The 24,845-nt window shown below is 41.0% G+C and carries 24 protein-coding genes and 1 pseudogene; 16 read left to right on the top strand and 9 right to left on the bottom strand.

The features are described from left to right. Positions 1-112 precede the first annotated feature (112 nt). The gene (locus tag HWQ36_RS09255) at positions 113-937 is read left to right on the top strand and encodes a class I SAM-dependent methyltransferase (RefSeq protein ID WP_292700987.1); all 825 of its coding nucleotides are present in this window, start codon (positions 113-115) and stop codon (positions 935-937) included. Between the two features lie 109 nt (positions 938-1,046). After that, positions 1,047-1,394, top strand: coding sequence for a helix-turn-helix domain-containing protein (locus tag HWQ36_RS09250; protein ID WP_292700984.1), 348 nt, complete (start codon positions 1,047-1,049; stop codon positions 1,392-1,394). A gap of 171 nt (positions 1,395-1,565) precedes the next feature. On the opposite strand, the gene HWQ36_RS09245 is transcribed toward HWQ36_RS09250, so the two are convergent. From HWQ36_RS09245 to HWQ36_RS09230, 4 genes are read right to left on the bottom strand one after another with little or no spacing between them, the layout of a single operon-like run. Next, positions 1,566-1,961: a hypothetical protein gene (locus HWQ36_RS09245; protein ID WP_292700981.1), complete on the bottom strand. Its 396-nt coding sequence runs from the start codon at positions 1,959-1,961 to the stop codon at positions 1,566-1,568. A 26-nt stretch (positions 1,962-1,987) separates the two neighbouring features. Beyond that, complete coding sequence (locus HWQ36_RS09240) at positions 1,988-2,593, bottom strand: VWA domain-containing protein (protein WP_292700978.1); 606 nt, start codon at positions 2,591-2,593, stop codon at positions 1,988-1,990. Between the two features lie 40 nt (positions 2,594-2,633). Continuing rightward, the gene (locus HWQ36_RS09235; RefSeq protein WP_292700976.1) at positions 2,634-3,239 is read right to left on the bottom strand and encodes a VWA domain-containing protein; all 606 of its coding nucleotides are present in this window, start codon (positions 3,237-3,239) and stop codon (positions 2,634-2,636) included. A gap of 50 nt (positions 3,240-3,289) precedes the next feature. Beyond that, complete coding sequence (locus HWQ36_RS09230) at positions 3,290-3,895, bottom strand: VWA domain-containing protein (protein WP_292700972.1); 606 nt, start codon at positions 3,893-3,895, stop codon at positions 3,290-3,292. Between the two features lie 153 nt (positions 3,896-4,048). Between HWQ36_RS09230 and HWQ36_RS09225 the strand changes: the two genes are divergently transcribed. The 4 genes from HWQ36_RS09225 to HWQ36_RS09210 all read left to right on the top strand — a co-directional run bounded on the left by HWQ36_RS09225 (position 4,049) and on the right by HWQ36_RS09210 (position 6,999). Beyond that, positions 4,049-4,261: a hypothetical protein gene (locus tag HWQ36_RS09225; RefSeq protein WP_292700969.1), complete on the top strand. Its 213-nt coding sequence runs from the start codon at positions 4,049-4,051 to the stop codon at positions 4,259-4,261. An 8-nt stretch (positions 4,262-4,269) separates the two neighbouring features. Next, positions 4,270-5,430 carry a KamA family radical SAM protein gene (locus HWQ36_RS09220; protein ID WP_292700966.1) on the top strand — a complete coding sequence of 387 codons (1,161 nt, stop codon included), beginning with the start codon at positions 4,270-4,272 and terminating at the stop codon, positions 5,428-5,430. Positions 5,431-5,535: 105 nt separating this feature from the next. Further along, the gene (locus tag HWQ36_RS09215; protein ID WP_292700964.1) at positions 5,536-5,907 is read left to right on the top strand and encodes an SET domain-containing protein; all 372 of its coding nucleotides are present in this window, start codon (positions 5,536-5,538) and stop codon (positions 5,905-5,907) included. 102 nt (positions 5,908-6,009) lie between these two features. Continuing rightward, positions 6,010-6,999 carry a D-alanine--D-alanine ligase gene (locus HWQ36_RS09210; RefSeq protein WP_292700961.1) on the top strand — a complete coding sequence of 330 codons (990 nt, stop codon included), beginning with the start codon at positions 6,010-6,012 and terminating at the stop codon, positions 6,997-6,999. 306 nt (positions 7,000-7,305) lie between these two features. Here HWQ36_RS09210 and HWQ36_RS09205 read toward each other — a convergent pair whose 3' ends face one another. The 3 genes from HWQ36_RS09205 to HWQ36_RS09195 form a co-directional block, all read right to left on the bottom strand. Beyond that, entirely contained in the window at positions 7,306-8,682 is a 1,377-nt protein-coding gene (locus HWQ36_RS09205) for an MATE family efflux transporter (protein ID WP_292700958.1), read from the bottom strand. Between the two features lie 331 nt (positions 8,683-9,013). Further along, positions 9,014-10,042, bottom strand: coding sequence for a GTPase ObgE (gene obgE, locus HWQ36_RS09200; protein ID WP_292700956.1), 1,029 nt, complete (start codon positions 10,040-10,042; stop codon positions 9,014-9,016). A 67-nt stretch (positions 10,043-10,109) separates the two neighbouring features. Beyond that, complete coding sequence (locus HWQ36_RS09195) at positions 10,110-10,778, bottom strand: Mo-dependent nitrogenase C-terminal domain-containing protein (RefSeq protein ID WP_292700953.1); 669 nt, start codon at positions 10,776-10,778, stop codon at positions 10,110-10,112. Between the two features lie 298 nt (positions 10,779-11,076). On the opposite strand from HWQ36_RS09195, the gene HWQ36_RS09190 reads away from it, so the two are divergent. From HWQ36_RS09190 to HWQ36_RS09165, 6 genes are all read left to right on the top strand, one after another. After that, a complete protein-coding gene (locus tag HWQ36_RS09190) occupies positions 11,077-12,177 on the top strand; it encodes a glutamate--cysteine ligase (protein WP_292700950.1) in 1,101 nt (366 codons plus the stop codon). A 523-nt stretch (positions 12,178-12,700) separates the two neighbouring features. Continuing rightward, positions 12,701-13,057: a hypothetical protein gene (locus tag HWQ36_RS09185; RefSeq protein WP_292700947.1), complete on the top strand. Its 357-nt coding sequence runs from the start codon at positions 12,701-12,703 to the stop codon at positions 13,055-13,057. A 475-nt stretch (positions 13,058-13,532) separates the two neighbouring features. Continuing rightward, a complete protein-coding gene (locus HWQ36_RS09180; RefSeq protein WP_292700944.1) occupies positions 13,533-14,072 on the top strand; it encodes a Dps family protein in 540 nt (179 codons plus the stop codon). A 154-nt stretch (positions 14,073-14,226) separates the two neighbouring features. Beyond that, on the top strand, positions 14,227-14,994 hold the full coding sequence (locus tag HWQ36_RS09175) for a ChaB family protein (RefSeq protein WP_292700941.1): 768 nt from the start codon (positions 14,227-14,229) through the stop codon (positions 14,992-14,994). A 341-nt stretch (positions 14,995-15,335) separates the two neighbouring features. Beyond that, the gene (locus tag HWQ36_RS09170; protein ID WP_292700938.1) at positions 15,336-16,565 is read left to right on the top strand and encodes a transposase; all 1,230 of its coding nucleotides are present in this window, start codon (positions 15,336-15,338) and stop codon (positions 16,563-16,565) included. Between the two features lie 245 nt (positions 16,566-16,810). Next, positions 16,811-17,833, top strand: coding sequence for an alcohol dehydrogenase catalytic domain-containing protein (locus HWQ36_RS09165; protein WP_292700935.1), 1,023 nt, complete (start codon positions 16,811-16,813; stop codon positions 17,831-17,833). 336 nt (positions 17,834-18,169) lie between these two features. Here HWQ36_RS09165 and HWQ36_RS09160 read toward each other — a convergent pair whose 3' ends face one another. Then, the gene (locus HWQ36_RS09160) at positions 18,170-19,180 is read right to left on the bottom strand and encodes a hypothetical protein (RefSeq protein WP_292700932.1); all 1,011 of its coding nucleotides are present in this window, start codon (positions 19,178-19,180) and stop codon (positions 18,170-18,172) included. 499 nt (positions 19,181-19,679) lie between these two features. After that, positions 19,680-21,299, bottom strand: coding sequence for a glycosyltransferase family 39 protein (locus HWQ36_RS09155; RefSeq protein WP_292700929.1), 1,620 nt, complete (start codon positions 21,297-21,299; stop codon positions 19,680-19,682). 503 nt (positions 21,300-21,802) lie between these two features. Between HWQ36_RS09155 and HWQ36_RS09150 the strand changes: the two are divergent. From HWQ36_RS09150 to HWQ36_RS09135, 4 genes and pseudogenes are all read left to right on the top strand, one after another. Next, positions 21,803-21,946, top strand: a pseudogene (locus tag HWQ36_RS09150) (transposase); the annotation flags it as partial. Between the two features lie 386 nt (positions 21,947-22,332). Next, positions 22,333-22,746 (top strand): secondary thiamine-phosphate synthase enzyme YjbQ, encoded by a 414-nt coding sequence (locus HWQ36_RS09145; protein ID WP_292700926.1) that lies wholly within the window; start codon positions 22,333-22,335, stop codon positions 22,744-22,746. A 291-nt stretch (positions 22,747-23,037) separates the two neighbouring features. After that, entirely contained in the window at positions 23,038-23,787 is a 750-nt protein-coding gene (locus HWQ36_RS09140; RefSeq protein ID WP_292700923.1) for a hypothetical protein, read from the top strand. A gap of 178 nt (positions 23,788-23,965) precedes the next feature. Then, on the top strand, positions 23,966-24,754 hold the full coding sequence (locus HWQ36_RS09135) for a Nif3-like dinuclear metal center hexameric protein (RefSeq protein ID WP_292700921.1): 789 nt from the start codon (positions 23,966-23,968) through the stop codon (positions 24,752-24,754). Positions 24,755-24,845 lie beyond the last annotated feature (91 nt).

Genomic DNA, 24,845 nt, shown 5'->3' with positions numbered 1-24,845 from the left:
CAAAAGTGGATGCTCCCTTCAACATCTAGCTTGAAAGGTAAAAACTTTGCCTTTTGCCTTCTTCAAATTAATTCCACATTGCTTTATTTGAAGCGCTATCCCCAAGTAGATTATGGAAGACTTAAAACAAGCAATAATCAGCTACTCCAGTAAAGACCTCGAACAGCGAAAAAATTGGTATTCTCCAGCAGCAGAGGCTTACAACAAGGCACGACCCCGCTATCCAGAGGATTTAATTCACCAAGTTGTGGAAATTGCTCAACTCTCCACTAACTCAAAAATTCTAGAAGTAGGATGTGGCCCTGCAACTGCAACGATAGCATTCGCTCAATTGGGTTGCTCAATGGTTTGCTTAGAACCCAACCCAGATTTTTTTCGGTTAGCTCAACAGAATTGTCAACCGTATCCCAATGTAGAGATTGAGAATACATCTTTTGAAGAGTGGGCGCTACAGACTTCTAAATTTGATGCCGTCTTAGCAGCGAGTTCTTTTCATTGGATATCACAAGAAGTAGGATATCCAAAAGCAGCAAGTACTCTACAACAAGGTGGCTACCTGATTTTACTATGGAACAAGGAACTTCAACCTTGCTATCAAGTATATCAACGGTTATCCCAAATCTATCAACTATATGCTCCATCTCTTGATCGATATGAAGACATAGAAACCCAAGAAGAGATATTGAGAGGATTAGGCAATATGGCCATCGATTCGGGTCAATTTAAAGATTTGATATCCGGGCGATTTGCATCGGAAGTGACATATAATGTTGATGAATATTTAATGCTTTTAAACACTTACTCGCCGTACCTAAAGTTAGCTCCACACACCAAAGAAGCATTATTTGCAGGATTGAGACACAGTATAGAAGATGACTTTGGAGGCAGTCTTCATCTCTCATATATCTCCGCTTTTCACGTTGCCAAAAAAGTTTAGTCCATCAAAGAGAGCAGTTAAATTTTGTGGAGTGTTATAGATGTACCCATACTTTTAACTAGCGGTACTACCCAGCAAACCTAAGTAAGGTACTTCCTAAAAACTGACTATGAAAGCTGAAGCAGAAAACAATATCAGGCTGACTTGTGAAGTAGAAACTACCCTAAAGGTGATTGGTGGACGCTGGAAAGTTTTGATTATTAGAGAATTAATGACTGGCGTAAAAAGATTTGGTGAGTTACAACGGGCTTTACCTGGAGTTACGCAAAAGATGTTGACTCAGCAACTTAGAGAAATGGAGCAAGACGGCATTATCCATCGAGAAGTTTATCCCCAAATTCCACCAAAGGTAGAATATTCTCTAACGCATTTAGGAGAAACTTTGCAACCAATTCTCTATGCTATGCATGAATGGGCTGTTCAACACTCAAATCGAACAAATCACCATCAATATTAATTTACAAACATGGAGAGGCTCAGATCCCCGACTTCTTGAAGAAGTCGGGGATCTTTTTGTTTGTAACTCCTACACCAATTGCTACAGGTAATAAACAATAATTGCTAACTTATAATTTTAGCTAGATAAGCAGAAGCCTCACTGGCTTATTTCCCTATTCCCTGTTCCCTTTCATTCATTGCTTCTTAAATATTCAATTGCTGCCTCTAATTTTGAGGGGTAACTTTCAGCAAACCTTTCAAACCAAAGTCCTTCAGACGAAAGTGGATCTACTTTGGCTAACCATTCTTTTGCTTGCACTTTCAAAGCCTCTAATTGTTTGGCTTTTAGTTGTTCTTGGCGAATTCTTTCCTGTTCTAGTGCTTGTTGTTTTTTTAACTCAATAGCAGCATCCTCTTCTGCAAAATCAGCCTTAACCTCTGCCAAAAGGTTATCCATAAAAGATGCCGACTTTGGCGATGATGGAATAAAGGATTTGGCTGTGGCTGATTTTGACTGTTGCTGTTGTGGTTGGACTTCTTTATATTCAGTTTGCAGTTCAGCTAACAGCTTATCAATGGAATCCATTTTTGCAATTCCTCTAAATGGTATAGCTAGTCATTAATGGCATTGAGCAGTACTTCTGATAGACTCATATCTTCCATATCTTCCATAGTAACGGTGTCACAGATATCAAACTTGGCACCAGCACTTTGTAGTTCATCATCTAAGACTTTCAGAAAGCGAGTAGCTTGTGGATCTGTGCCGACTTGAATGAAGGAAATGGCTAATTCTTCATCTCGATCGATGCGGCGAGAAGCTTCAATAATTACCTTCATCACTGCTTTGCGATCGTCCGGTTCACCATCAGTAACCACTAAAATTGTTTCACCATTTGGCTTCGTTTGACCGGCTGCTTTGCGTTGTAAGTAATCATCAGTTGCGTGTTTCAACACACCTGCCAAGTCAGTTGTACCAGAGGGATCATTTTCTCGAAAGATTTGCGATACTATGCTCGATGTCACATTTTCGTATCGCTTGAATTTACCAGAAAATACATAAATAGTGATCCCATCTGGGTCAAATTGCTCACACTTGCTAGCTAAAGCTAAAGTAGATTCCTGTGCTGCAAACCATCTACTTCTGCCACCCTTTTGATCTTGGGTTGCCATGCTGCCGCTTTTGTCAATAATTAATGTGTAATCACGATTTTCTAGCATTTATATTTCCCAAAGTGTTTAATAAAAAATTCTAACCTATTCAGTCAGTTATTGCCTTAATTAAGACATCAGTAAGACTCATTTCTTCTAATTCTTCTAAAGTGATGGTGTCACAAATATCAAATTTAGCGCCAACACTTTGTAAGCCAACATCTAAAGCATTAAGAAACTTTGTTGCTTTTGTATCAGCACCTACTTGAATGAGAGAAATTCTTAATTCTTGAGGATTTTCCAAACGCTGAGTAGCATTGATAATTATCTCATAGACGGCTTGGCGATCGCCTTGTGTACCATCGGTAACAACTAAAATTACTTCTCCTGCTGGCTTGGTTTGACTATTAGCTTTACGTTGAAAGTAGTTATTAATTGCGTCTTGCAGTACGCCTGCTAAATTAGTTGTATCTCCAGGTATATTTTCTGTGAAAATCTGCTTGACTTTAGCTGAAGTTACATGGTCATAACGTTGAAATTCTTTAGCGAACAGATAAATCGTGATTCCATCTGGATCAAACTCTTCACATTTAGTAGCTAATGCAAATGTCGATTCTTGTAATGCTAACCATCTGCTTTTGCCATTCTTTTTATCTGGGGTTGACATGCTGGCGCTTTTGTCAATAATCAAGGTGTAATCACGATTTTCTAGCATTTAATAACTTCTCTAAACATTTAGTCCAAACTGCTAAATTAAATTATCAATCAGTCAGTTATGGCGTTGCTCAATACATCTGCAAGACTCATTTCTTCTAAGTCGTCTAAAGTGACCGTATCGCAAATATCAAATTTAGCACCCACACTTTGCAACTGGTCATCTAAAGCTTTGAGAAACTTAGTTGCTTGGGCATCTGAACCTACTTGAATGATCGAAATTGCTAATTCTTCATCACGCTCCATCTGGCGAGTAGCATGAATAATGACTTCAAATACAGCTTTGCGATCGTCTGGTTCACCATCGGTGATGACTAAAATTGTCTCTCCGTTTGACTTGGTTTTACCAGCTGCTTTACGTTGAAAATAATTATTGAGTGCGTCTTGAAGCACACCAGCTAAGTTTGTTGTCCCAGCAGGGTCATTTTCGAGAAATATCTGTGCGACTTTGGCCGAAGTGACATCATCGTAGCGTTTAAATCTACCAGAAAATAAGTAAACGGTGATGCCATCGGGGTCAAACTGTTCAGCCTTTCTTGCCAAAGCGAGTGTAGACTCTTGGGCGATCTCCCATCTACTTCTACCACCCACTTGGTCGGGTGTGGACATACTGCCGCTTTTGTCAATGATTAATGTATAGTCGCGATCGCTCATCATAATTTTCCTCTGATTGTTACCCTGCAATTCTAGTCTAACTCCGTTTTTTTACCAGTAAGCAAAGCCTTTAAGCTTTTGTATTAATTCCTACGTGAAGTAGCCACACTGACTTGGATTACAAAGTCCAGTGTAGGTTTCCTACTTCACCAAGAAATGGCGTATCTCGTATCAGATATAGGTGAAGCGAGTTTATGGTCTGCGATCGCTTTATATCATCTCCTCCTAATCACACTTCATCAAAAAATAACCTGTCAAAAATGCCCGAAATATATTCTGGGTATAGATTGTGACGAGCGCGATCGCGGGACTTATGAGAAATGCAAGCTAGGCTGTGGTGATTGGTTTATCATTCTCAGCTTAATTTAGTTCTAATCATGCTCAAAAACACTACTTTAGATCCTTTAGTAACCGATGTTCGGTGTGAAGAAATTTGTCAGATTTTGGGAGAGACTTATAATCAAGAACGCTGGAACGATTGGCGCTGGCAAATGCGGCATCGCTTGACTAAGCTAGAGCATTTTCAGAAGTTATTAAGGCTGAGTGCTACCGAAGAACAGGGACTTTTAATCGCCCCAGAGAAGTTTGCTGTAGCCGTAACCCCATACTTTGCATCACTACTCGATCCAGAAGATCCCCTTTGCCCACTGCGGTTACAAGTGATTCCACGGGAAGAAGAACTAATAGTTAGTGCAGCAGACATGGTAGATCCATGCGGTGAAGATAGCGACACTCCAGTACCAGGACTCGTACACCGCTACCCCGATCGCGTGTTGCTCCTTGCCCTAGATACTTGCGCTGCTTATTGTCGTTACTGCACCCGCTCTCGTTTAGTGAGCCAAGGTGAGATGCACCCAGTAACGCGGCGCTTGGATGCGATCGCTGCTTACCTGGAGGAACACACCGAGATCCGTGATGTGCTAATTTCCGGTGGCGATCCTCTGTTGATGGCTGATGAACCTTTAGATAACTTGCTTAGACGGCTGCGTGCCATTAAGCATATTGAATTTATCCGAATTGGTTCTCGCGTGCCGAGTTTTTTACCGCAGCGAATTACACCGCAACTAGTTGCATTGCTGCGTAAACATCGGGTGTGGCTGTCTTTGCACTTTTGTCATCTGCGGGAACTTACCCCAGAAGTGGCACAAGCTTGCGATCGCCTAGCCGATGGCGGCATTCCTCTAGGCAGTCAAACCGTGCTATTAAAAAATGTAAATGATTCGGAAAAAGCCCTGAAGAATCTGTTTCACGGTCTTCTCAAGCTGCGGGTGCGTCCCTATTATCTTTACCAATGCGACCCAGTTGTTGGTACCGCACATCTACGAACGAGTGTTCAAACTGGCCTTAATTTAATTTCTCAATTGCGTGGTCATACCACTGGCTACGCTGTACCAACTTATGTGATTGATGCTCCTGGCGGTGGTGGTAAAGTCCCAATTCAAGCTGAGACTCTACTTGCTTATGAGAAGGGCACAGCTACAGTGCAAAATTGGGCAGGTAAGACATACACTTATGTAGATCCTGTGGAGCAGGACTAACACTATATAGATAGTTGATCGCCATTATCTAAAAGAGCCAGTTGGAATGATTCTTTTAGATGATGGCAAACCAAAAAACTAAGTAATTGTAGGAGATTAGTTGGAATGTTGATTGTTGGTAATACAAACCTAAAGGGTCGAGGTGTCTTCGCACAGAAGCGCTTTTTAAAAGGAGAGATCGTTGATAGAGCAGCAGTTGTTGTTATACCTGCAGAACAGGTTGAATTGCTCGATCAAACAATTTTGAGCAACTATTACTACGATTGGGAAGATAAAGCTGCGGCGATCGCACTTGGTTTAGTGTCCCTGTTCAACCATTCTTACCGTCCTAATACTTACTATGTGAAAAAATTCGCCGAACGGGAGGTGGAGTATATTGCCTACCGAGATATAGAAGTGGGAGAAGAAATTACTGCCAACTTTAACGGTTCACCTAACGATCAATCTCCTATCTGGTTCGATGTTGTTGATGAATAGCTCCGACTTGATTGAGGACTTAGTAATCAAAATTTCTGCAATTAATCTGAGTTGTATATTAAAGCTGACAGAGAAAGCTTTCTCACTGGGAATTATCGGGCTATGGGGTTATTCATTGGTCTATGTTATGACCTGAAGGCAGACTACCTTCAGGCTGGTTTCAGTGCCTCTGAGGTGATGGAGTTCGACGACGAAGAAACTATCATCGGGCTGGAAAATGCACTATTTCAGTTAGGTCATCAGGTTGAACGTGTGGGCAATGGTAGAGAACTTGCTCTGCGCTTGGCCAAAGGCGATCGCTGGGATCTGGTTTTCAATATTGCTGAGGGTTTGAAGGGTCGCTCTCGTGAAGCCCAAGTCCCGGCAGTTTGTGAATTATTCGCTCAACCTTACACCTTTTCCGATCCGCTCACCTGCGCTCTAACGCTAGACAAAGCCCTTGCTAAAAGAGTACTGCGCGATCGCGGTTTGCCTACAGCCCCCTTTGAAGTAGTGAGTACCACCGCCGAAGCCGCAGCCGTATCGCTGCCAATGCCACTTTTCCTCAAACCTGTGGCGGAAGGCAGTTCTAAAGGGGTAACAGGGTGTTCTCTTGTCAAAGAACGCGAAGAGCTAGTAAATACTTATCAAGTATTACGCGAATTTTTTCAGCAACCCATACTGGTAGAAACCTTTCTTCCCGGTAGAGAAATGACAGTGGGTATTGTTGGCAACGGAAGCAACTCACGGGTAGTAGGTGTGATGGAAGTAATTTTTACAGATCAAGCAGAAACCTCCGCCTATACCACCCTCAACAAGGATGAGTATCTAGAACGGGTATCTTATCGTTTGCTCATAGATCCCGAACCACTGGCAGCACAGGCAAGGCAGCTAGGGCTAGATGCTTACCATACTCTTGGTTGCCAAGATGCTGCCCGCGTAGATTTGCGCTGCGATGCTAGCGGTGTGTTGCAGTTTATGGAGGTTAACCCATTACCAGGGCTACATCATATCCGCTCAGACTTGCCAATTATGGGACGTTTGGGTGGTGTGACATACACAGAAATCATTGCTAAAATAGTCAATTCTGCATGGCAAAGGTACAAAGGTTGAAGTTTTTAGGGCAGTTCAAGCAAACTCAATCTCATCCCAATTCTCCATGAAAATGCACTTGATTTTAATTAAACGAACCGCAAAGTACGCAAAGTATGCAAAGTATGCAAAGTAAGAGATGAGTCAATACGGTTCGGTTAAGATTTTTTGATGAAAATTTTAGATCACAAAGATGCGATAAATCGCTGTCAAGACGAAAGAAGATTATTGTAGAGACGGCGATTCATTGTATCTCTTGCCTTAACCGAACAGTATTGAGAGATGAGTTATCTAATAGCGGTAAAAGAGTAATTATTAAGTGCAAGTTTACAGAGAATCAATTTCAGAAGTCAAAAGATAAAAACGCCAAGTTAAAAGCACTGCACCCATGAGTAGCCCTACTACTAAACCCAACCATAAACCTATAGCACCCCAGCCGAAAGGGAATGCCATCAAATAGCCCCCACCTAGACCCACTCCCCAGTAAGCGAACATAGTGATTAACACTGGCACTTTGGTATCCTTCAATCCGATCAAAGCACCAGCAGCAATAGTCTGAATAGAATAAAATATCTGGACTAGTGCCCCCACAGCGAGGAAAGAAATTGCAGTTTTAACTATCTCGATATTATCTAGATTACTGGTGTCTAAAAACATTGCCACAATATAGTTGGGAAACAGCCAAAAAACTAGTGCCACAATGCTTACAAAGGGAGTAACAAACGCAATGCAGACAAATCCCGCTCTGCTTGCACCCTTGAGATCATTTTGTCCCTTCAACTGTGCTACTCTCATGGTGACGGCATAGGAAAGACCTATAGACACCGTTTCGACAAAACTTTCTGTCTCAATAGTAATTTCATGGGCTACTAAAGTCTCTGTCCCAAACCACCCCATCATTAAAGCAGTGGCAGTGAATACTCCAATTTCTGCTCCATACTGCAACCCCAAGAAGCATCCAGTTTGGAAGATATCCATAAACATATCTTTATCGAAGTGATGCAGAGCCGAATCAAGTTGGTAGTTTTTAAAGTAGTTATCGAAGCAAATCCAACTGGCGGTGGCGATAAAATTCAGCCAAAAAATGAGTGCGCTTGCCCAACCTATACCAGCTAAACCCAGAGTTGGCAAACAAAATTTGCCAAACATTAATACGTAATTAGCACCCGCATTTAATAATAGTCCAGACACCGTAATTACTGTTAAGAATTGGCTGCGATTGAGGGCAGAGCTAACTTCTTTTAAGATACAAAAACCAAGAGCAGCAGGAAACCCCCAAACAATAGACCGTAAATATGTTTGAGCCAACAACACATTGCTTTCTTCTTGACCAGTAAGCAGCAAGATATAGTCAAAGTGCCAAATAATAAACATCACAGGTAAGCACATCGTCACAGCTAACCAAATTCCTTGACCAGTAGCACGGCTAACTTGGTCTATTTTCCCTGCACCAAAGGCATTTGCGACACTCACACCTGCGGCTGAAAGAATAGAACGACAAACGGAAGCTAGAGTCGAAAAGGTAACAGCACCTAAAGCACCCGCAGCTAAAGCTTGGCTGTTAAGTAAGCCCATCATCACCCCATCCAATAAAGGAATACCCGCTTCTAATATTTGAGTAATTACTAGAGGAACTGCCAATTGTAGACAGGCTTGGATTTCTAATATCAGTTTTGACTTAAATTCTTTTAAAGTTAACTCCATTAGGGTGCTAAAAAAGTAACACTTAATATATTAAGATATTTTAATATTTAGATGCTATTTATAAAGTAGATATAAAGGTGAGTAAAAATCAAAGCTTACCATGATTTCTTGTTGTATTGCTGTCATAAATTACTACTTCCTACAAAAAACCTATGCAGAAGTATTGAACCAAAGCTTGCCTTTATTAATCATTCTTTGATGGAAAATAGACCTCGCTGTAGGGACAATTCACGAATTGCCCCTACGACAGATACAGTTTTTCAAATCATCTATATTTGGTCTTTCCTGTCAATGAAGTAGTAATTACGAATTACGAATTACGAATTACAAATTATCTCAATGCCTCCACTTCTTGAGGAACCTTCATTTGGTCGAGAATTCCCCAGATTTCTTGTAACATCGGCTCTAACCCGGTGCGAGTAACTGCTGAAATTACAAAAACCGGGGCGTAAGAGAGATGATTAAGTTGGGTAGCTAACGCCTCCAAATCGACAGTTTCCCGATCTACTGCATCAATTTTGTTCAGCGCCAAAATTTGCGGGCGTTCTGCTAAACCCCGTCCATAGGCTTGTAATTCTTCCTTAATTGTGTTGTAATCTCTAACCACATCATCACTAGTGGCATCAATCAAGTGAAGTAGCACTCGCGTGCGCTCGATATGGCGCAAGAAATCATGCCCTAATCCAGCCCCGTGAGCTGCTCCTTCAATTAGTCCGGGAATGTCGGCGAAAACAGTACCATCGCCAGTTGGTTTTCGCACTACACCCAAATTTGGGATCAGGGTAGTAAAAGGATAGTCGGCAATTTTCGGACGTGCAGCTGATAAAGATGAAATTAAAGTGGATTTACCAGCATTTGGTAAGCCAATAATCCCCACTTCTGCCAAAAGTTTTAACTCTAGACGCAACTGCTTGATTTCCCCTGGTAATCCGGGGAGGGCGTATTCTGGGGCGCGGTTACGGTTACTCAAGAAATGCTGATTTCCTAATCCGCCTTTACCACCTTGAGCAATCCGCAAAGTCTGCTTAGGCTCAATTAAATCCCCCAGCAATTCGCCAGTTTCAGCATCATAAATGGTTGTACCACAAGGAACTTCAATGATTAAATCTTTTCCTCCTGCCCCAGTGCAGTTATTTGGCCCACCACGAGTCCCTTTTTCTGCCTGAAAGCGATGATTGTATCTGAAGTCCAGCAAGGTTTGTAGGTTTTCGTCGGCTACGAAAAATACCGAACCGCCTCGTCCTCCATTACCACCAGAGGGGCCACCAGTCGGCACGTATTTCTCTCGCCGGAAGGCGACAATACCATCGCCGCCCTTACCAGCTTCAACTTCAATTTTTGCTTGATCGATAAATTGCATACTTAAATGATAGTGAAGAGTGAGGAGTTACAAATTATAACTCTTTACTCCTCACTCCTAACTCTAACTAAATATATGGTGAAACATCTTCACCACATTTATCAGCTAGATAAGAAAGGGCGCGGAAACGTAAGCCTACCAGTTGCTCATACAAGGGGTTAATTTTACACATTGGCGGGATATGGACAATCTTACGTCCAAATAAGGTGACATCCCGCTCAAAGGGACACTGGGAGGGAATCATTTTACACAAAAAGCGGGCTACTCTTGGGTCTTGGATATCTAGCCCATCGAGCCAGTCGCGCAGGGGGTGTAGTGCATTAATTTGACGCTTTGTAAGTGCAATAGCAGGGATCACTTGTTGTGGGTTCTCTAGGGTGTGGCGAAGGGCTTCTAGTAAATTCTCTGGCTGTTCTAAGGCTTGGCAGAACTCTTGTAGAACCTCATCTTCGCTGGGAGAATAAGTGCCATCTGCGATCGCTACCATTATCGCTGTCCTTAAGAAATTTTCTGCGGCTGGTGTACCTTTACCCAACACTGCGGCTAATTCTTCTGGCGTAATTACCTCTAGTGAGTCCCATTTCATCTTAGGAGCCAATTCATCTTTGGTGATGCTGGCTATTAATTCCTGTTCTTGGGCATCAAAATTACCATCTGCCCAAGCAATGGTGAGCAGCCCACGCAACCAAGCGGCAATCTGTTCGCTGCTGTAGGGGGATTGAACGGTACTTGTCATAAACTCACGTCTCAAGCTTTCCTCAGTCATTACTAAGCTACCCTACCCAGCGACTAGGAAGATAGTGACGGCAACACAGAAAAATAAATCAGAAAGGTTTTCAAATCGCACAAAGCCAATCTTAGGGTAAAATTCATTTATCCGATTATTGAGAATTTTTATAGTTAAAGTGAATTCGATTGGAGTATCTCAAATATTCGTGATACCTCTATACAAGGGTTCTGGATAAAGCATATTTAATTTTTGGAAATATTTATTAGTTAGATTAGGTTAATTCTAAGCAATAAAGGTATAGATAATGTTTTTCTTTGGCATTGAGCATGAAGTCGCTTTCCTAAACAAAGAAGGAAAATTTGCTGATTTTTCCCACACAAAATTTGCTGATTTTAATCAAATTATTGAAAAGCTACCCACATATCCCAGCGACTATCCTCAACTGCGCGTAGGTGATGCGGGTATTAAAATGAAGAGATGGTACATTGAAGGATTTGAAAGATTTGCAGATTCCGATGAAGTGATAGACTGTCATGTTAAAGGTATTGAAATTAGAACAACTATCCATTCTGATATTCAAGGCGCTATTACAGAATTATCAGAAAGTTTTCACTTACTACGTGAAGTTGCTGCTAACTTTGGCTTATCACCTGTTTTGGTCAGTTTTAATCCTTACAATCCGGCTTTTGAGCCTCAGCCTCCATTAAATGATTATGAAATCAAACAGCTAGAGGCTTATCCTGATGAACAAACTGCTAATATTCACATGGTGTCTTATGGGCCAGATTTAAATATTTCAGTGGCAGATTTGTCTACTGAAAGTGTGATTGATATTGGCAAAAAGCTAACTTATTACAGTCCCTATATCGTCCCTTTTAGTTATAGTTCTCCTTTTTATAACGGAGGTTTATGGGATGGGTTATCGGTACGAACGTTTATCAGAACCGGAAAAAGACCCGCAGCCTTAGTTTTTGTTCAGAAAGAAGAACAACTGATTAATAGTATACCTTCGCTAACAAAAATCGCCCGCATCCCGGCTGAAGTGGGACGCATTGAATTTAAGGCTTGTGATAGTTGTGATGATTTTTTGATCTATGCGTCTTTACTGACATTACTGAAAGGTTTGGTGTTAGATAAAACCTTGCTCGGTAGAGCAACTATACCCGATGCAGCATTACATCAAATTTCTGCAAAAGAAGGTTTTGACAACGAGGATATTTTTGAGAATGCGACAAAAGTCTTGCAAGCAGCCGAAGTTGCCTTGGGAAATGACCCAGATGTTCATTATTTAATGCGCTTAAAAGTACTGCTGGCGAAGCGACAAACAAGATCCCATGAATTAATACAAATGTTCAATCATGTAAGTTCAATAGAAGAGGTAATAAGGCAGACTTATCAAGTTTAAAAAAAGATTTATTTTCCCTCTTTTTTAAGGGGAAAATTTATATAAATTTATACTTTACAAATATCCTATAAGGTGCATACGTGTGAAAGTGCTTTGATTGGATAAATTCGAGCTAACTGAACATAAATCCCAGACTCATTAAGCTGCGACAACTATATTAAGTCGATATATCTAGAGACTGATTTTTATTGCAACCACAGATATAGGAAAGTTCATTCTAGAGATTGATGCAGGCTTTAGTATTTTCCAAGTACAAGTAGAAACAGGCAACCTTGAGAAAAGAATGTCAATATTAAATGTAAGAATTTTGCTACAGAATTAAGGTGGTATTTGCTTATTATCCCTTATTGATTCTATGCAGAAATCTAAAGACAATTCTTGGTCAGGTTCGTTTTACAAGAGCTTCCAGATTGAAGCGTTGCTTGCTAGTTTTATTATTGCTTAAATTTGCCAAATAAAGTTATAAGCTTCCGCTCTTTCAGTGAAACTTCTGCGTTGTTAAAGCTGTTATCGAGGATTTCCAATGAAGATTATTGCTTCTGTTTTATCTGTCTTAAGTCCAGTACGTTTTCTAGTTGTGGCTTTTACTTGCGCCTTACTATTGTTATCTAGTGCTTTTCCTGCTTTTGCGATCAATAGCTACCAAAGTGACCCTACCGAAGGTACTACACAACTGCTTGATATTCAACGCAAAACTGACGAAGCTGCTCAACAACCACCAGCAGGATTGGAAAAGGTTCAAAAGGAGTCAAACAAAGGACTCAATGAGGTTCAGGGAGATGCTGATATTGATAAGCAGAAGCGTCCTGAAAATTCACAGGGTGCAACCTCTGTGGAAGAAAATATAAAGAATGTCTTGGAAAAAGTTACAGGTAAGTAACTAAATTAATAGTCCTGGCAATTTTTGGGTAGTAATGGGTGATTGTGTAAAAGCAGGACCCATTACTAATTATTGATGTTAAGCTGGCTGACAAATTAAATAATTCGTAATAGAGCCTCCGGCATCCGCGTTAAGCGAAGCTATGCCGCAGGCTCTACGTAATTCTGAATTAACTATAGCAATCTTAAATCATTCGTGAAAAATTAGATCCCCGACTTCTCGAAGAAGTCGGGGATCTGGACATCGCGCATTTTCACAACTCATTTAAGATTGCTATATTACACATTTAATATTATTATGCTTTGAGTTTAAAGTTGCTAATTACTAGACTATTGGCTTAATACTACCTATTAAGACGTAGGCATAATTAGAAATGGGTAATTAATTTAAGCTGATAATGTTTCCTTGGGTTGATGTGGAATGTATATAAAATCTGAGAAGTTAGTAGATAAGTTTGCTTAGGGATGGAAAAACAATGCGTGCGATAAACATTGGGTTGACAGAAGAACAGCGTCAAGGTGTAATTAATCTGTTAAATAAAGATTTGGCAGATGCCTATCTACTGTTGGTGAAAACCAAAAAGTATCACTGGGATGTCGTTGGCCCTCAGTTCCGCTCTTTGCATCAGCTTTGGGAAGAACACTACCAAAAGCTGACTCTAAATATTGATGCTTTGGCAGAGCGGGTTCGTGCTTTGGGTGGTTATCCAGTTGGAACAATGGAAGGATTTCTGAAGATTGCTACTCTTAAGGAACATGCTGGTAGTGTTCCCACAGCAACGGGAATGGTAGCTAATCTAGTGGAAGACCACGAGCAGGTTATTCGTAACTTAAGAGATCATGTAGATCAGTCTGGTGATGAGTTCCACGATCAGGGAACTGCTGACTTTCTGACTGGACTTATGGAACAACATGAAGAAATGGCTTGGATGCTGCGTTCATTTATTGAAGGCGAAGCACTGGGCCCAGATGGTAGACAGCCAGCAGAAGGGGCTAAGACTCCTGTTGGTGTGTAGCTCATAACGTCTGAGTTAATAATGGGTGTTTGCGAAACCAATTAGAAGGAGGAATCAATCTTCCTTCTAACTGTTGTAAAAGAATTAATCTGCCTGCATCTACCTCTTCACGATATCAATGGCAAAAACAAAATAATACAGGGAGCGTATTTAAGTGACAGAAGTATACAAAGCAGAACGTACTATATCTGCTGTATTTAAAGAACAGAAGCAAATTGATGATGTAATTCGACGTTTACTAGACAGGGGTGTACCTAGAGATCATATTTCGGTCATGGGTAGAAACTTCCAGTCAGAAACTAGAATCGCTGGCTTTATTAGTAAAAAAGATGTGATTCTGGGAGGTTTGAGAACAGGGGCGGTTTTTGGTTCATTGTTTGGTTCTTTTCTCAGCTTACTCACGGGTGTAGGCGTACTGTTTATTCCATTTGTCGGCCCAATTGTAGCAGCAGGGCCTATTGGTGCAGTACTGCTGGGGGCTGCAAGTGGAGCGATCGCAGGTAGTGCAGGTGCAGGTCTAGTATCGGTTCTAACCACTTTGGGGATGCCAGAAGAGAAAGCAGCTATCTATCAAACCCGCTTACAAGCTGGCGAGTTCTTAGTGATGGCAGAAGTTCCGAGCGATCGCACTGGTGAATTTCAATTGCTACTCGAAAGTGCTGGTGGCGAAGAAATTAACACGATCGAAAAAACCTTTGCTCGCCCTTGTCCTGGACAATGCAACAGCCCACAAGACTTGTCTCCCGAAGTTCGCGCTCATCTTTCTGATGAAGCTCAACGCACATTTATTGAGCGCTATAACACTGTTTTCAATGAGAAAAATGACGAGTTCACAGCCGAACAAGCCGCCTGGGAGTCTGTTCATCAGCAATATGATGAAGATCAAAACGGCGTTTGGTCAAAAGCTAAAGTTAAAGCTTAAACTACTGGGCGTTAGCTTGAAGCAGAAGAAGCCCCACACCTGTACTGTACTCAGTCAGTGTGGGATGAATTATGGGCAATGAGGAAGTGACCAACAAACGATATTTAACGTAGTTCAATTAGAAACGTTGGTCGCTGACGAATTGCCAATCTTTATTGTTGGCTCTCCCAAGGTGTCAATTAATTCTTCAATAATTTGAGTAATAGTCTTATCCTTTTCAATAGCCAATAAGCGTAACTTGTTGATTCTGCGTTCACTCAACCTTACATGTAAATCTTTTTTCATTATTGGTACACAACGCGAACATATTTATGTTCTCATATTTGTAAGGAGGAAAACAAATGAGAACAGCATACCAGTACAAACTTCGCCCAACAAAACAACAAGCCGTAGAGATAGATAGATGGTTATCTATGCTTTGCGCTCAATACAACTATTTGCTGGCAGACAGATTTAACTGGTATGAGCAAAATCGTTGTCCCGTCAACGCTTGTCCTCTTGTTTGTCATCTTCCCCGCCTGCGTGATAATCCTGACTACTACAGTCAAAAGAGAACTCTTCCCGAACTAAAGAAAACTCATCCTCATTACGGTGAGATTTATTCGCAAGTTCTCCAAGATGTAGTAAAACGAGTTAAGAAAACTTTTGACCTTTTTCTAGGTGGTGATAGTAACGGGAAACGTAGCGGTAGACCGAGATTTAAGGCTCGTGACCGTTATCGGACTTTCACTTATCCGAGTATGAAAGAGACTTGCATACAAGGCAATCTAATTAATCTCCCAATGTTTGGCAAGGTTAAGGTTGTTTTGCATCGTTCTACCCCCGCCGGATTCAAAATCAAGACTGCATCTATAACCAAAAAAGCGGATGGGTATTACATAACCCTCAGCCTGGAAGATGCGACAGTTCCAACTACTAAACCGGACTTCAACCCAGATTCTATAACTGGAATTGATGTTGGCTTAAAGGAATTCTTAACCACATCCGTGGGTGAAACTGTTGCAATCCCTCAACATTACCGCTCATCTCAGAAACGTTTACGAGTCATTCAAAAACGTGTTTCACGTCGGCATATTGGCAGTAATCGAAGAAAGAAAGCAGTAAAACAATTGGGGAGGCAGCACAAGAAAGTTGCGGATAAACGCAAAGATTTTCATTTCAAAACTGCTAACAATTTATTGAAAAAATATGATGTTATTGCAGTTGAAGATTTAAACGTTAAAGGACTTGCACGTACTCGATTGGCGAAGTCTGTACTTGATGCTGGATGGTCAAGCTTTCTGTCGATACTAAAAAACAAAGCCGAAAATGCTGGTTTGTTGGTTATCACAGTTATTGCATCTGGCACAAGTCAAGATTGTTCTGGTTGTAACGTGAAAGTTCCTAAAAAGCTGCATGAAAGATGGCACGATTGCCCTAACTGTGGGTGCAGTCTTGACCGTGACCATAATGGAGCTATAAATATAAAGAATAGGGCGGTAGGGCATTCCGTTCTTAAAGCTCATCGAGTATCCGAAGCAATAGCTGGATTTGGTGAGAAGCCTACACTGTATTGTACTCAATCAGTGTAGGAGTATGTCACTAATTATATAAGAATCCGATTTGCTTAATTGTCTGTGCGGACTTCCGGTCTGATTCCTGATATTGTGTTTGTCTTCACAATACCAGGCGGACTTCGTTTGTATAGCCGCTTTCCCGTCAGCCTGCCGGAGGCATGATTATATTCGCCAGGGCTAGGTGCAAGATATAAGTTTATACCTATCAATTAGCTCCACCTGATAAAATCGGATGGAGCTAATTAAATAGGTTTAAAGCTTTGTTAGCAGCGTTACTTTATGGTAGGGAAGATTTACGCTTAGAAAAAGTTACTGATCCCACTCCGGCGGCTGGTGAAGTTGTTATTCAAGTGGGGGCTGCAACAACTTGTGGTACAGACTTGAAAGTCTGGCGGCGTGGTGGTCATGCCAAGATGTTGAAACCGCCGACACTTTTCGGTCACGAAGCTGCTGGGCGAATTGTTGCCTTGGGAGCAGGTGTTACAAATTGGCAAGTGGGCGATCGCATTGTCGCTAATAATTCTGCCCCATGCATGAATTGCTTTTTTTGTCAACGCCAAGAGTATTCATTATGTCCGAATCTAACATGGAATAATGGTACCTTTGCGGAATACTTGAAAATTCCCGCACCGATAGTAGAGCATAATTTGTTGCAGATTCCCGATGAGTTGCCGTGGGAATTGGCAGCCATGACGGAACCCTTAGCTTGTGTGTTGCATGGTGTAGCCCGTTCTAATATCAAGCCCAAAGATCGAGTAGTCGTCTTAGGAGATGGGGCGATTGGGCTGATGTTTGTGGCGGCGTTGAGCAAAAAAGCTGAGGTGTTGCTATGGGGAGGTAATCACCATCGGCTAGAAATTGGTCAGAAATTGGGTGCAACCCAGACCTTTAATTATCATCAAATCCCGGATATTCCCAGTGTGGTGAAAGAACTTACTCAAGGATGGGGCGCAGATGTGGTGATTGAAGCCACAGGTGTACCAAGTGTTTGGGAAACTGCGATCGCTTGCGCCCGTCCTGGTGCAACAGTTAACTTATTCGGTGGATGTCCACGGCATACCACTATTACCGTTAATACAGAACAGCTACACTACAGCGAACTGACTATAAAAGGCGTGTTTCACAATACACCAGAGTATGTGCGGGAGGCGTTGGCACTAATCGCTAGTCGCAAAATTCCCTTTGAGTTACTTATTAGCGAACAACGGCCATTAAAAGATTTAGAACAGGTGTTTTGTGAGATGAAGGCGCGACAGGTAATTAAGGTAGCGATGATTCCTTAGATGTCATTTGTAAGGGCTTTAAGCCTATTTACGTTTCGTAATATACTTAGTTTTTTTCGCGCCAACTGTACTTAGGTGGACAAAAATATTTACAACTTAGTACAGCTTTGCATTAATCTTAGCGAATTAGCTCTAAAAATACTCTGCTAGGACTTACGCATTGACAGGAAAAACCAAGTATAGATGATTTGAAAAACCAGATCCATCTACAGCGCTGGTCGATTTTCCCATCAAACAATGATTAATAAAAACCTGAAACGACGTATTTACCTTGCTACACAACATGATTATTTTGTACAGTGCCTAAATCCTAAGTTAGACATGACGAAATTAGGTCTAAGAAGTAACAATGTCCGGGAATACTTGCGGTGAAAACATTCCCCACAACGACTCATAGTAAGGTTGAAAGTAAGCAGCCTGTTCCGGTTCTAAACGAGAGCGGATTTCGATACCAAGTAAGTGAATTAATTGCCGCACCAATTCCCAGCTTACCTTCAATTTGGGATACAGCATCACACATAGTGGAAATAGCTCTTGTTGAACAGCACTAATGTTGTTTTCCAAAATACATACCCAGAGATAGACCTGAAACATCTCCGTATCACGGATACTTGAAATCCTAATGTTAGTATCACTTAAACGACCTGTGTAGGAGTAATAGGTGGGATACAACTCCATCACCCGTTCTACAATCTTGGTCGCAATCTCAGTGCATAACGGCAAGAGTTGCTGGACTGCTTTTAACTGTGGTGCGTCGCAAGCATATTCTGCTGCTGCCTTGTAAGCACGCTGAAGCGGCATATAGAAATGGTCATCAATCACTTTAAAATAAGCACTCAGCAATGGTTGCTGCGCTGGCGGTGCCAAGTTGAGGAGCATTTGTCCGCTATAGTGGAACTGTATACTAATGAACCCAATCACTCGTGGATCATTTACTATATACTTCTGCCGAATGTTTCCCAAATCCTTTGCAATCCGAGTAGAAAACTTCGACGGAGGAATCTGTTCAGCATAAGCTGAGAGGGCAGTTTTATAAATCTGGTGGGTATCCTTTGCGACTTCCCACGGATTAATTAATTCAGGATCAATTTGATGCCGAATCACCTCTTGAGACAAAAGTGCTTCTGTTCTTCCCCACGCTTGAAGACTTGTAGTTCGGAGTTCCTGCATTAACGTTGTTGCAACCTCACTTGCGATTTCACTCCGCTTGAGAACTTCGACGCGATCATCTTGTTGAGCTAGCTTTCGCAAATACTTCTTCGCCCATACTTCTGAAAATGGCTGGTTTGCTGCTGTCTCAAGCCCTCCTATTTCTTGTGGTAAGAATGAAAGATTTTGTAACTCCATAAACACCTAGTTCTAAATTTAATGAATGAAATATTTTCTAATATTTAGAGTATAAAAAAATCAATCTCGCTGTTAGAACCGCAAGATTACGGAGTTTATCATTTCTTCAAACTAAATTATAGATTTTTTATACTTGTTAGGAAAAGGCGATCGCCAGATGATTATTAGCTTTTAAGCGATGAGTTTATTTATCACAGTAAAAATTTATACAAAGATATCGAATAATTTAACAAATAGGGATTTCAGTACTTAAGTATATGAAGTATTAACTGTGATAAGACAAAATTTGTGAGAAATTACTTTCTTGGGAGGGAATAGGGATGAGGGAGCAGGGGGCAGAGGAGCAGGGAGATGAGGGAGACGAGGAAGATGCGGAGCAGGGGAGCAGGGGGAATGGGGGGATGAGGGAGATGCGGAGCAGGGAGCAAGGGAGAAGAGTTTTTCCCCTGCCCCCTGCCCCCCGCCCCTCTGCCTCTTTTCCATGCCCAATGCCCTAAACTTAAAGACGATTAATGTCTTTCGTAACTAATTTCCAGCCTTCAGCTTGGTCAATTAGCTTCATCGAATCTAGCTGGAGATTGTTGAAAGCAGATGCATGAAGCAGGAAGTAAGGTTGCTCGTTGTAGTGCCAATAATATTCCAGTTCGCCAACAGAAGCGGGAATGATGGTGCGATCGCTATAATAATCCAACGAGGGACGATGGTAGGGAAAAGATGTGTAAATCTTCCTCGTAGCTGGATTTGCCCGCACAATCATGGCGGCGACTGGTTTGACTGGATAGGCTTCAGATAATTCCCAAACCCAGTAGTTAGATTTCATTAACAGCAGCAGCGAAAGATAACTTCCCCAAAACAAAATCTTCAGAAATTGCCCGTCGCCTCGTTCTGCCAAAATAGCTGCTAAGGTCATTGTTAAAGCTACTGCGGCAAAAATCAGTTGTAAATCTGTTTGTGATGTTGTACCCCAACTGAAATAAATGCTACCAGCAGAAGCGACTACTGCAAGTATTGCCAAACCAGCAACCCAAGCACGGGGATAGGATGAAAGTAAAGGCGAATTTTCTGTCTCTGATAATTGGATACCAAAAGCTAAAGCCAAACTAGGGTAAATCGGGAATAAATACCAGGGGACTTTGGTAATCATGAAAGAAATTACCAATAAATAAACACCACTCCACGCCATTACTAGTTTTGCCCAACTAAGGTTGCGATTTTCCCAGGTTAAGCGGACAGTTTGCGGTAAGAATAATAACCACGGCCATGTGTATTTGAGAAGTTCAACAACATAGTACCAAGGTGGTTCAGGATTGCTTTCTACGAATGAGCCAATTCGACCGAGTGATGGATTTACAACGCCAATTTGGGCGAAAGTGTAACCATAATGAATTAGTTGGGCACTATACCAAGCAGCTACAGGCACAATGCCAATGAAGATTGCTATCCACAGATAGTAACAGGTGAGCAGCCGTGGCGTATCCCAAAACAAAAATACGATTGCGATCGCACCTAGCAACACACCTAGCAGTCCTTGAGTTAGGCAAATCAACCCAAAACTGACACCAACACCAAGACAATAACGTAAATCTCGGCGCGATCGCAACACGCACAACATCATCACCATCAAAAAACTTACCATTGCCCCATCCAACATTGCCAACCGCCCATGACGCACCACAGGTAGCATTGTTAGATAAATCAAGGCGCTATAAATAGCAGCCCAACGTTGGCGAAATATCTCTCGAGCAATGCAATACAGTAAAGGTACAGATGTCGCTGTTAAAATTGCTCCAGGTAGGCGCGTTGTCAACTCATTTTCGCCTCCTAGAGAATAAGCCCAAGCAATGAGCAAATGCATTAAAGGCGGCTTGTTATGATATGGTTCGCCTCCTAGCGTTGGGTAAAGCCAACGCATTGAACCTGCTGGGGCGTGCCAAATTTCACGAGCAACCTGTGCCACAGTCCCTTCATCCCAATCTCGCAGGGGCAATCCTCCCAGATTGATGCTAAACAGTAACACTGCTGCCAACAGCAATACTATTAGCCATACCCAATCAATCCATCTGCCAACCGTGCGATGCTGTTTTTCTAGATGACTCCAAATAAAGCTTCCTTCTTGCATATTCTATGTTAATCATTTTACTTGCTGGTTTGATTACATAGAGACCAAAACAAATCTCCAATGTTGCCACCCAGTAGCAACGTATATTCTTAACAATTGCTAGTTTCCAAGATTAACTCAACTTTATCTAATTAGCGCTACTTTTTGAAAAATTTATCTTAGTTAGTGAAAGGACATATAAACTGAGAGATGATAAAAATAATACAGTCAATAAATTATTTATCACCTGTTGCTTAATCCGTAAATTAACTTGTATTTATTTTGTTTTGAACAGAACGCTTAGTTTAATTTTTATCTACTTAGTTTTTATCTGACTAAATTCAGAAATATACGGAACATTTGTTACAGTGTTTTAATGACGTGCTGAACATTTAAAGAAATTAGTTTGTACAAGTTCTGCTACTGCCGCCCGTAAGATGAAGTTGGGATCACGTAACGAATATCAGGCACTTGTAGAACGTCGTCATTAACAACAAACTCCACAGTTTTAACAAAACGATGCACGTCGAGATGGTGTTGAGGGTACTATTTCCCAAGGTGTCGGCAGATTTGATTTGCGACGAACACGATATTTTGGACTAGCCAAAACACATTTACAACATATCGCCACTGCTTTTGCAATCAATTTAAGTCAGTTTTTTGACTGGTCTAATCATGCTACTCCGGCTCACACTCATACTAGTTCTTTTGCTAAATTGCGTGTTCATTGTGCTTGACTAACAAGTCCTAAATTCATGAGCATTTGTTCTCCAGGGACACTTCAAACTGCCGAATTGTCACAAATTTTCATGCTCAAAAAGAAAGATGCACTGATTTGAAGCGCATCTTTTGGAGAGGACTTGTTGATTGTTCAAAACCAACCCCAGTTGCTCCTTGTGGGGTAATACCCCCTATTCGCCAGCTGTATCCTGGACATCGCGCATTTTCACAACTCATTTAGGATTGCTATATTATAACTAAATAGAACAACGACCAAATCAAGCAGACTTAACTGCTAATTAGCTTTTACCGTCATCAACAATTACTGTTTTAAATGACTCACTACCAAAAGTTACTAAAAATTTCCACCACTGCCAAATCTTTTTACAACATTACCGCTAAAATTGAAGCCACAGTCGCAGAATCGGGGGTTGAAACTGGTCTTTGTACTTTATTTTTGCGCCACACTTCAGCTAGTTTAGTTATTCAAGAAAATGCCGATCCTGATGTTCTTGTGGATTTAGCCAATTTTATGGCAAAACTCGTCCCAGAATCAGGCAAATACATCCACAATGCAGAAGGCCCCGATGATATGCCAGCACATATTCGTACCGCACTCACCCACACATCTGAACATATCCCCATTAATCGAGGTCATCTAGTACTGGGAACTTGGCAGGGAATTTATATTTGGGAACATCGCCAGCATAGTCATCTAAGAGAATTGGTTATCCACATTTCTGGATAGTTGATGCTCAAGCTTGATTTAAGGTTTAGTTTTGTAGAGTTTAAATACTCTGGTTATCCTGTCCACTCTTTAGATATAATCTCATAAACTCACGGTGAGATGCATTAAACAAATTTCGCCGTGATATTTTTGCAATAAAAATTACTGGTGCAAAAATAATTAGACACACATTAAATAATTCGTGTAAATTTGTAAGTTTAAAAGTTAAGTTTATTTTTGATTATTTAATAATTTACTAGTTTCGATATACACTAATATTGAGTGTAAGCTGTTTGGGTTATTTCAATTACTATGAAGCAAGAACTGACACCAATTCATACTTTTCAATATATTGATCAAATCCTTGCCCAACAGTCTATTAATTTGTTATCACTTAATCCACAAAAGACATTAATTACGAGTTTTGCAGAGTTAGAAAACTTAATTACTGAGCAAAACATCGATATTGAACTTATTACAAATCTTCAGGAAACTCTCGAAATCATAGTCTGTACTCAGTTACAAAACTTTCCAGAAAACATATTTTGGGATTTTGATTTTCTAGTCAGTAGTATGCTTAGGCAAGCTTTAGTAGCAAATGAGGGTGCTATTCCTTTTCTAAAAATTTTTGGTGAAAAGATGGTTTCTCTGATAGAAATGTTCGGAACTAAAACAGAAATTCGTTTTCGTTACGTTCACGATTTTATGTATGGTTTTGAGTGGGCAAGGTGGGTACAAAAAGAACCACAAAAACGCGCATATATAGAGCCTTTTAGTCTGGTTTTTTTGGATTATTTACTCGCCAAAGGTAAAGAACTTGTACAACGGATTAATCACGGTCAGGTCGTATCTTATAAACTATGTGATACAGGCTACCGGAATCCCTTCACTTTTTCTCGTGAACCAGAAGACGAATATCGTCTACTAACTTATCTAGCTGAGGAGCAACTTATTCCAGTAGCAGTGTGGAACTGGAATGCTAGCCCTGTATGGAACAAACCTTTCCAAGAAATGCGTCAGCAATTAGCATTAAAATTAAATATTCAACCACAAAAACACTGATTAAGTAGGTCGGCGAAATTAAAGCTAACTGATGTTCGCGTAGCGTCACCGACAGGAGAAGGCTGTCATTTGTCATTGGTCATTAGTAAGGGCTTTAAACCTATTTACGTTTCGTAACATATTTGGGTTTTTTCACGTTAACTTACTTAGAAATTAAAAATTGCTGAAGAAAATAATTATGAAAATTGCCGATTTAATTACTTGGTTTGAAGCATGGGCAAATCCCGCTTGGTGTGAAGGCTGGGATAACTGCGGCTGGCAGATTGAACCAGGAGTGTTGCAGGAAAAAGTACGGGTTTTGGTTTGTTTGACACCGACTTTGGCAGTAATGCAAGAAGCGATCGCAGAAAATGCTAATCTGATATTCGCCCATCATCCCTTAATTTTTAATCCTCTGAAATCTTTACGCACTGGTGAAGCGATCGCAGAAATGGTACGGTTAGCTTTTACCCACAATATTGGTATTTACAGCGCTCACACCAATTTCGACCAAGTGCAGGATGGTACTGCTGACGTATTAGCTCAAATTTTAGAACTCAAGGAAATTACTCCCATAGTACCAACACAAGCAGGATTAGGATATGGTCGTGTTGGTTTGCTGGAGCCATTTTTGACACTACAGGAATTACTCGCAGCTATTCAAACCCGACTTGCTCCCCCTAATTTGATTTTTTCCCCAAGTGCTGACTTACAGCAAACAATTTCACGAGTTGCTGTTTTAGGTGGTTCGGGGGCTGGTTACATTTCAGCCGTCGCCAAAATTGGTGCCCAGGCTTATCTGACTTCTGACTGTAAATTTCATCAGTTTCAAGAAAGCCGCGATCTCAATCTCATTTTAATCGATGCCGGACATTACGCTACCGAACGTCCGGCTTGCGATCGCTTGGTGCAAAAATTCCAGTCCTTAAACTTAGACTGGGTGCAATTAAGTCAAAAGGATGAAGATTTCCGCCAGTTTTTTGCTTGATTGCTTATGTTTCACTATATTTTGGTATTGTCAAACTATTTAGCTTACCAAGATTAATGCTGAATATATTTGTATTAAAATCTCACCGTAT

Origin of the sequence: Nostoc sp. NMS2, assembly GCF_017115105.1 — a bacterium.
Lineage (GTDB): Bacteria > Cyanobacteriota > Cyanobacteriia > Cyanobacteriales > Nostocaceae > Nostoc.
Note: the sequence above shows the minus strand (reverse complement) of the source record. Positions and strands in the feature narration are given on the sequence as shown.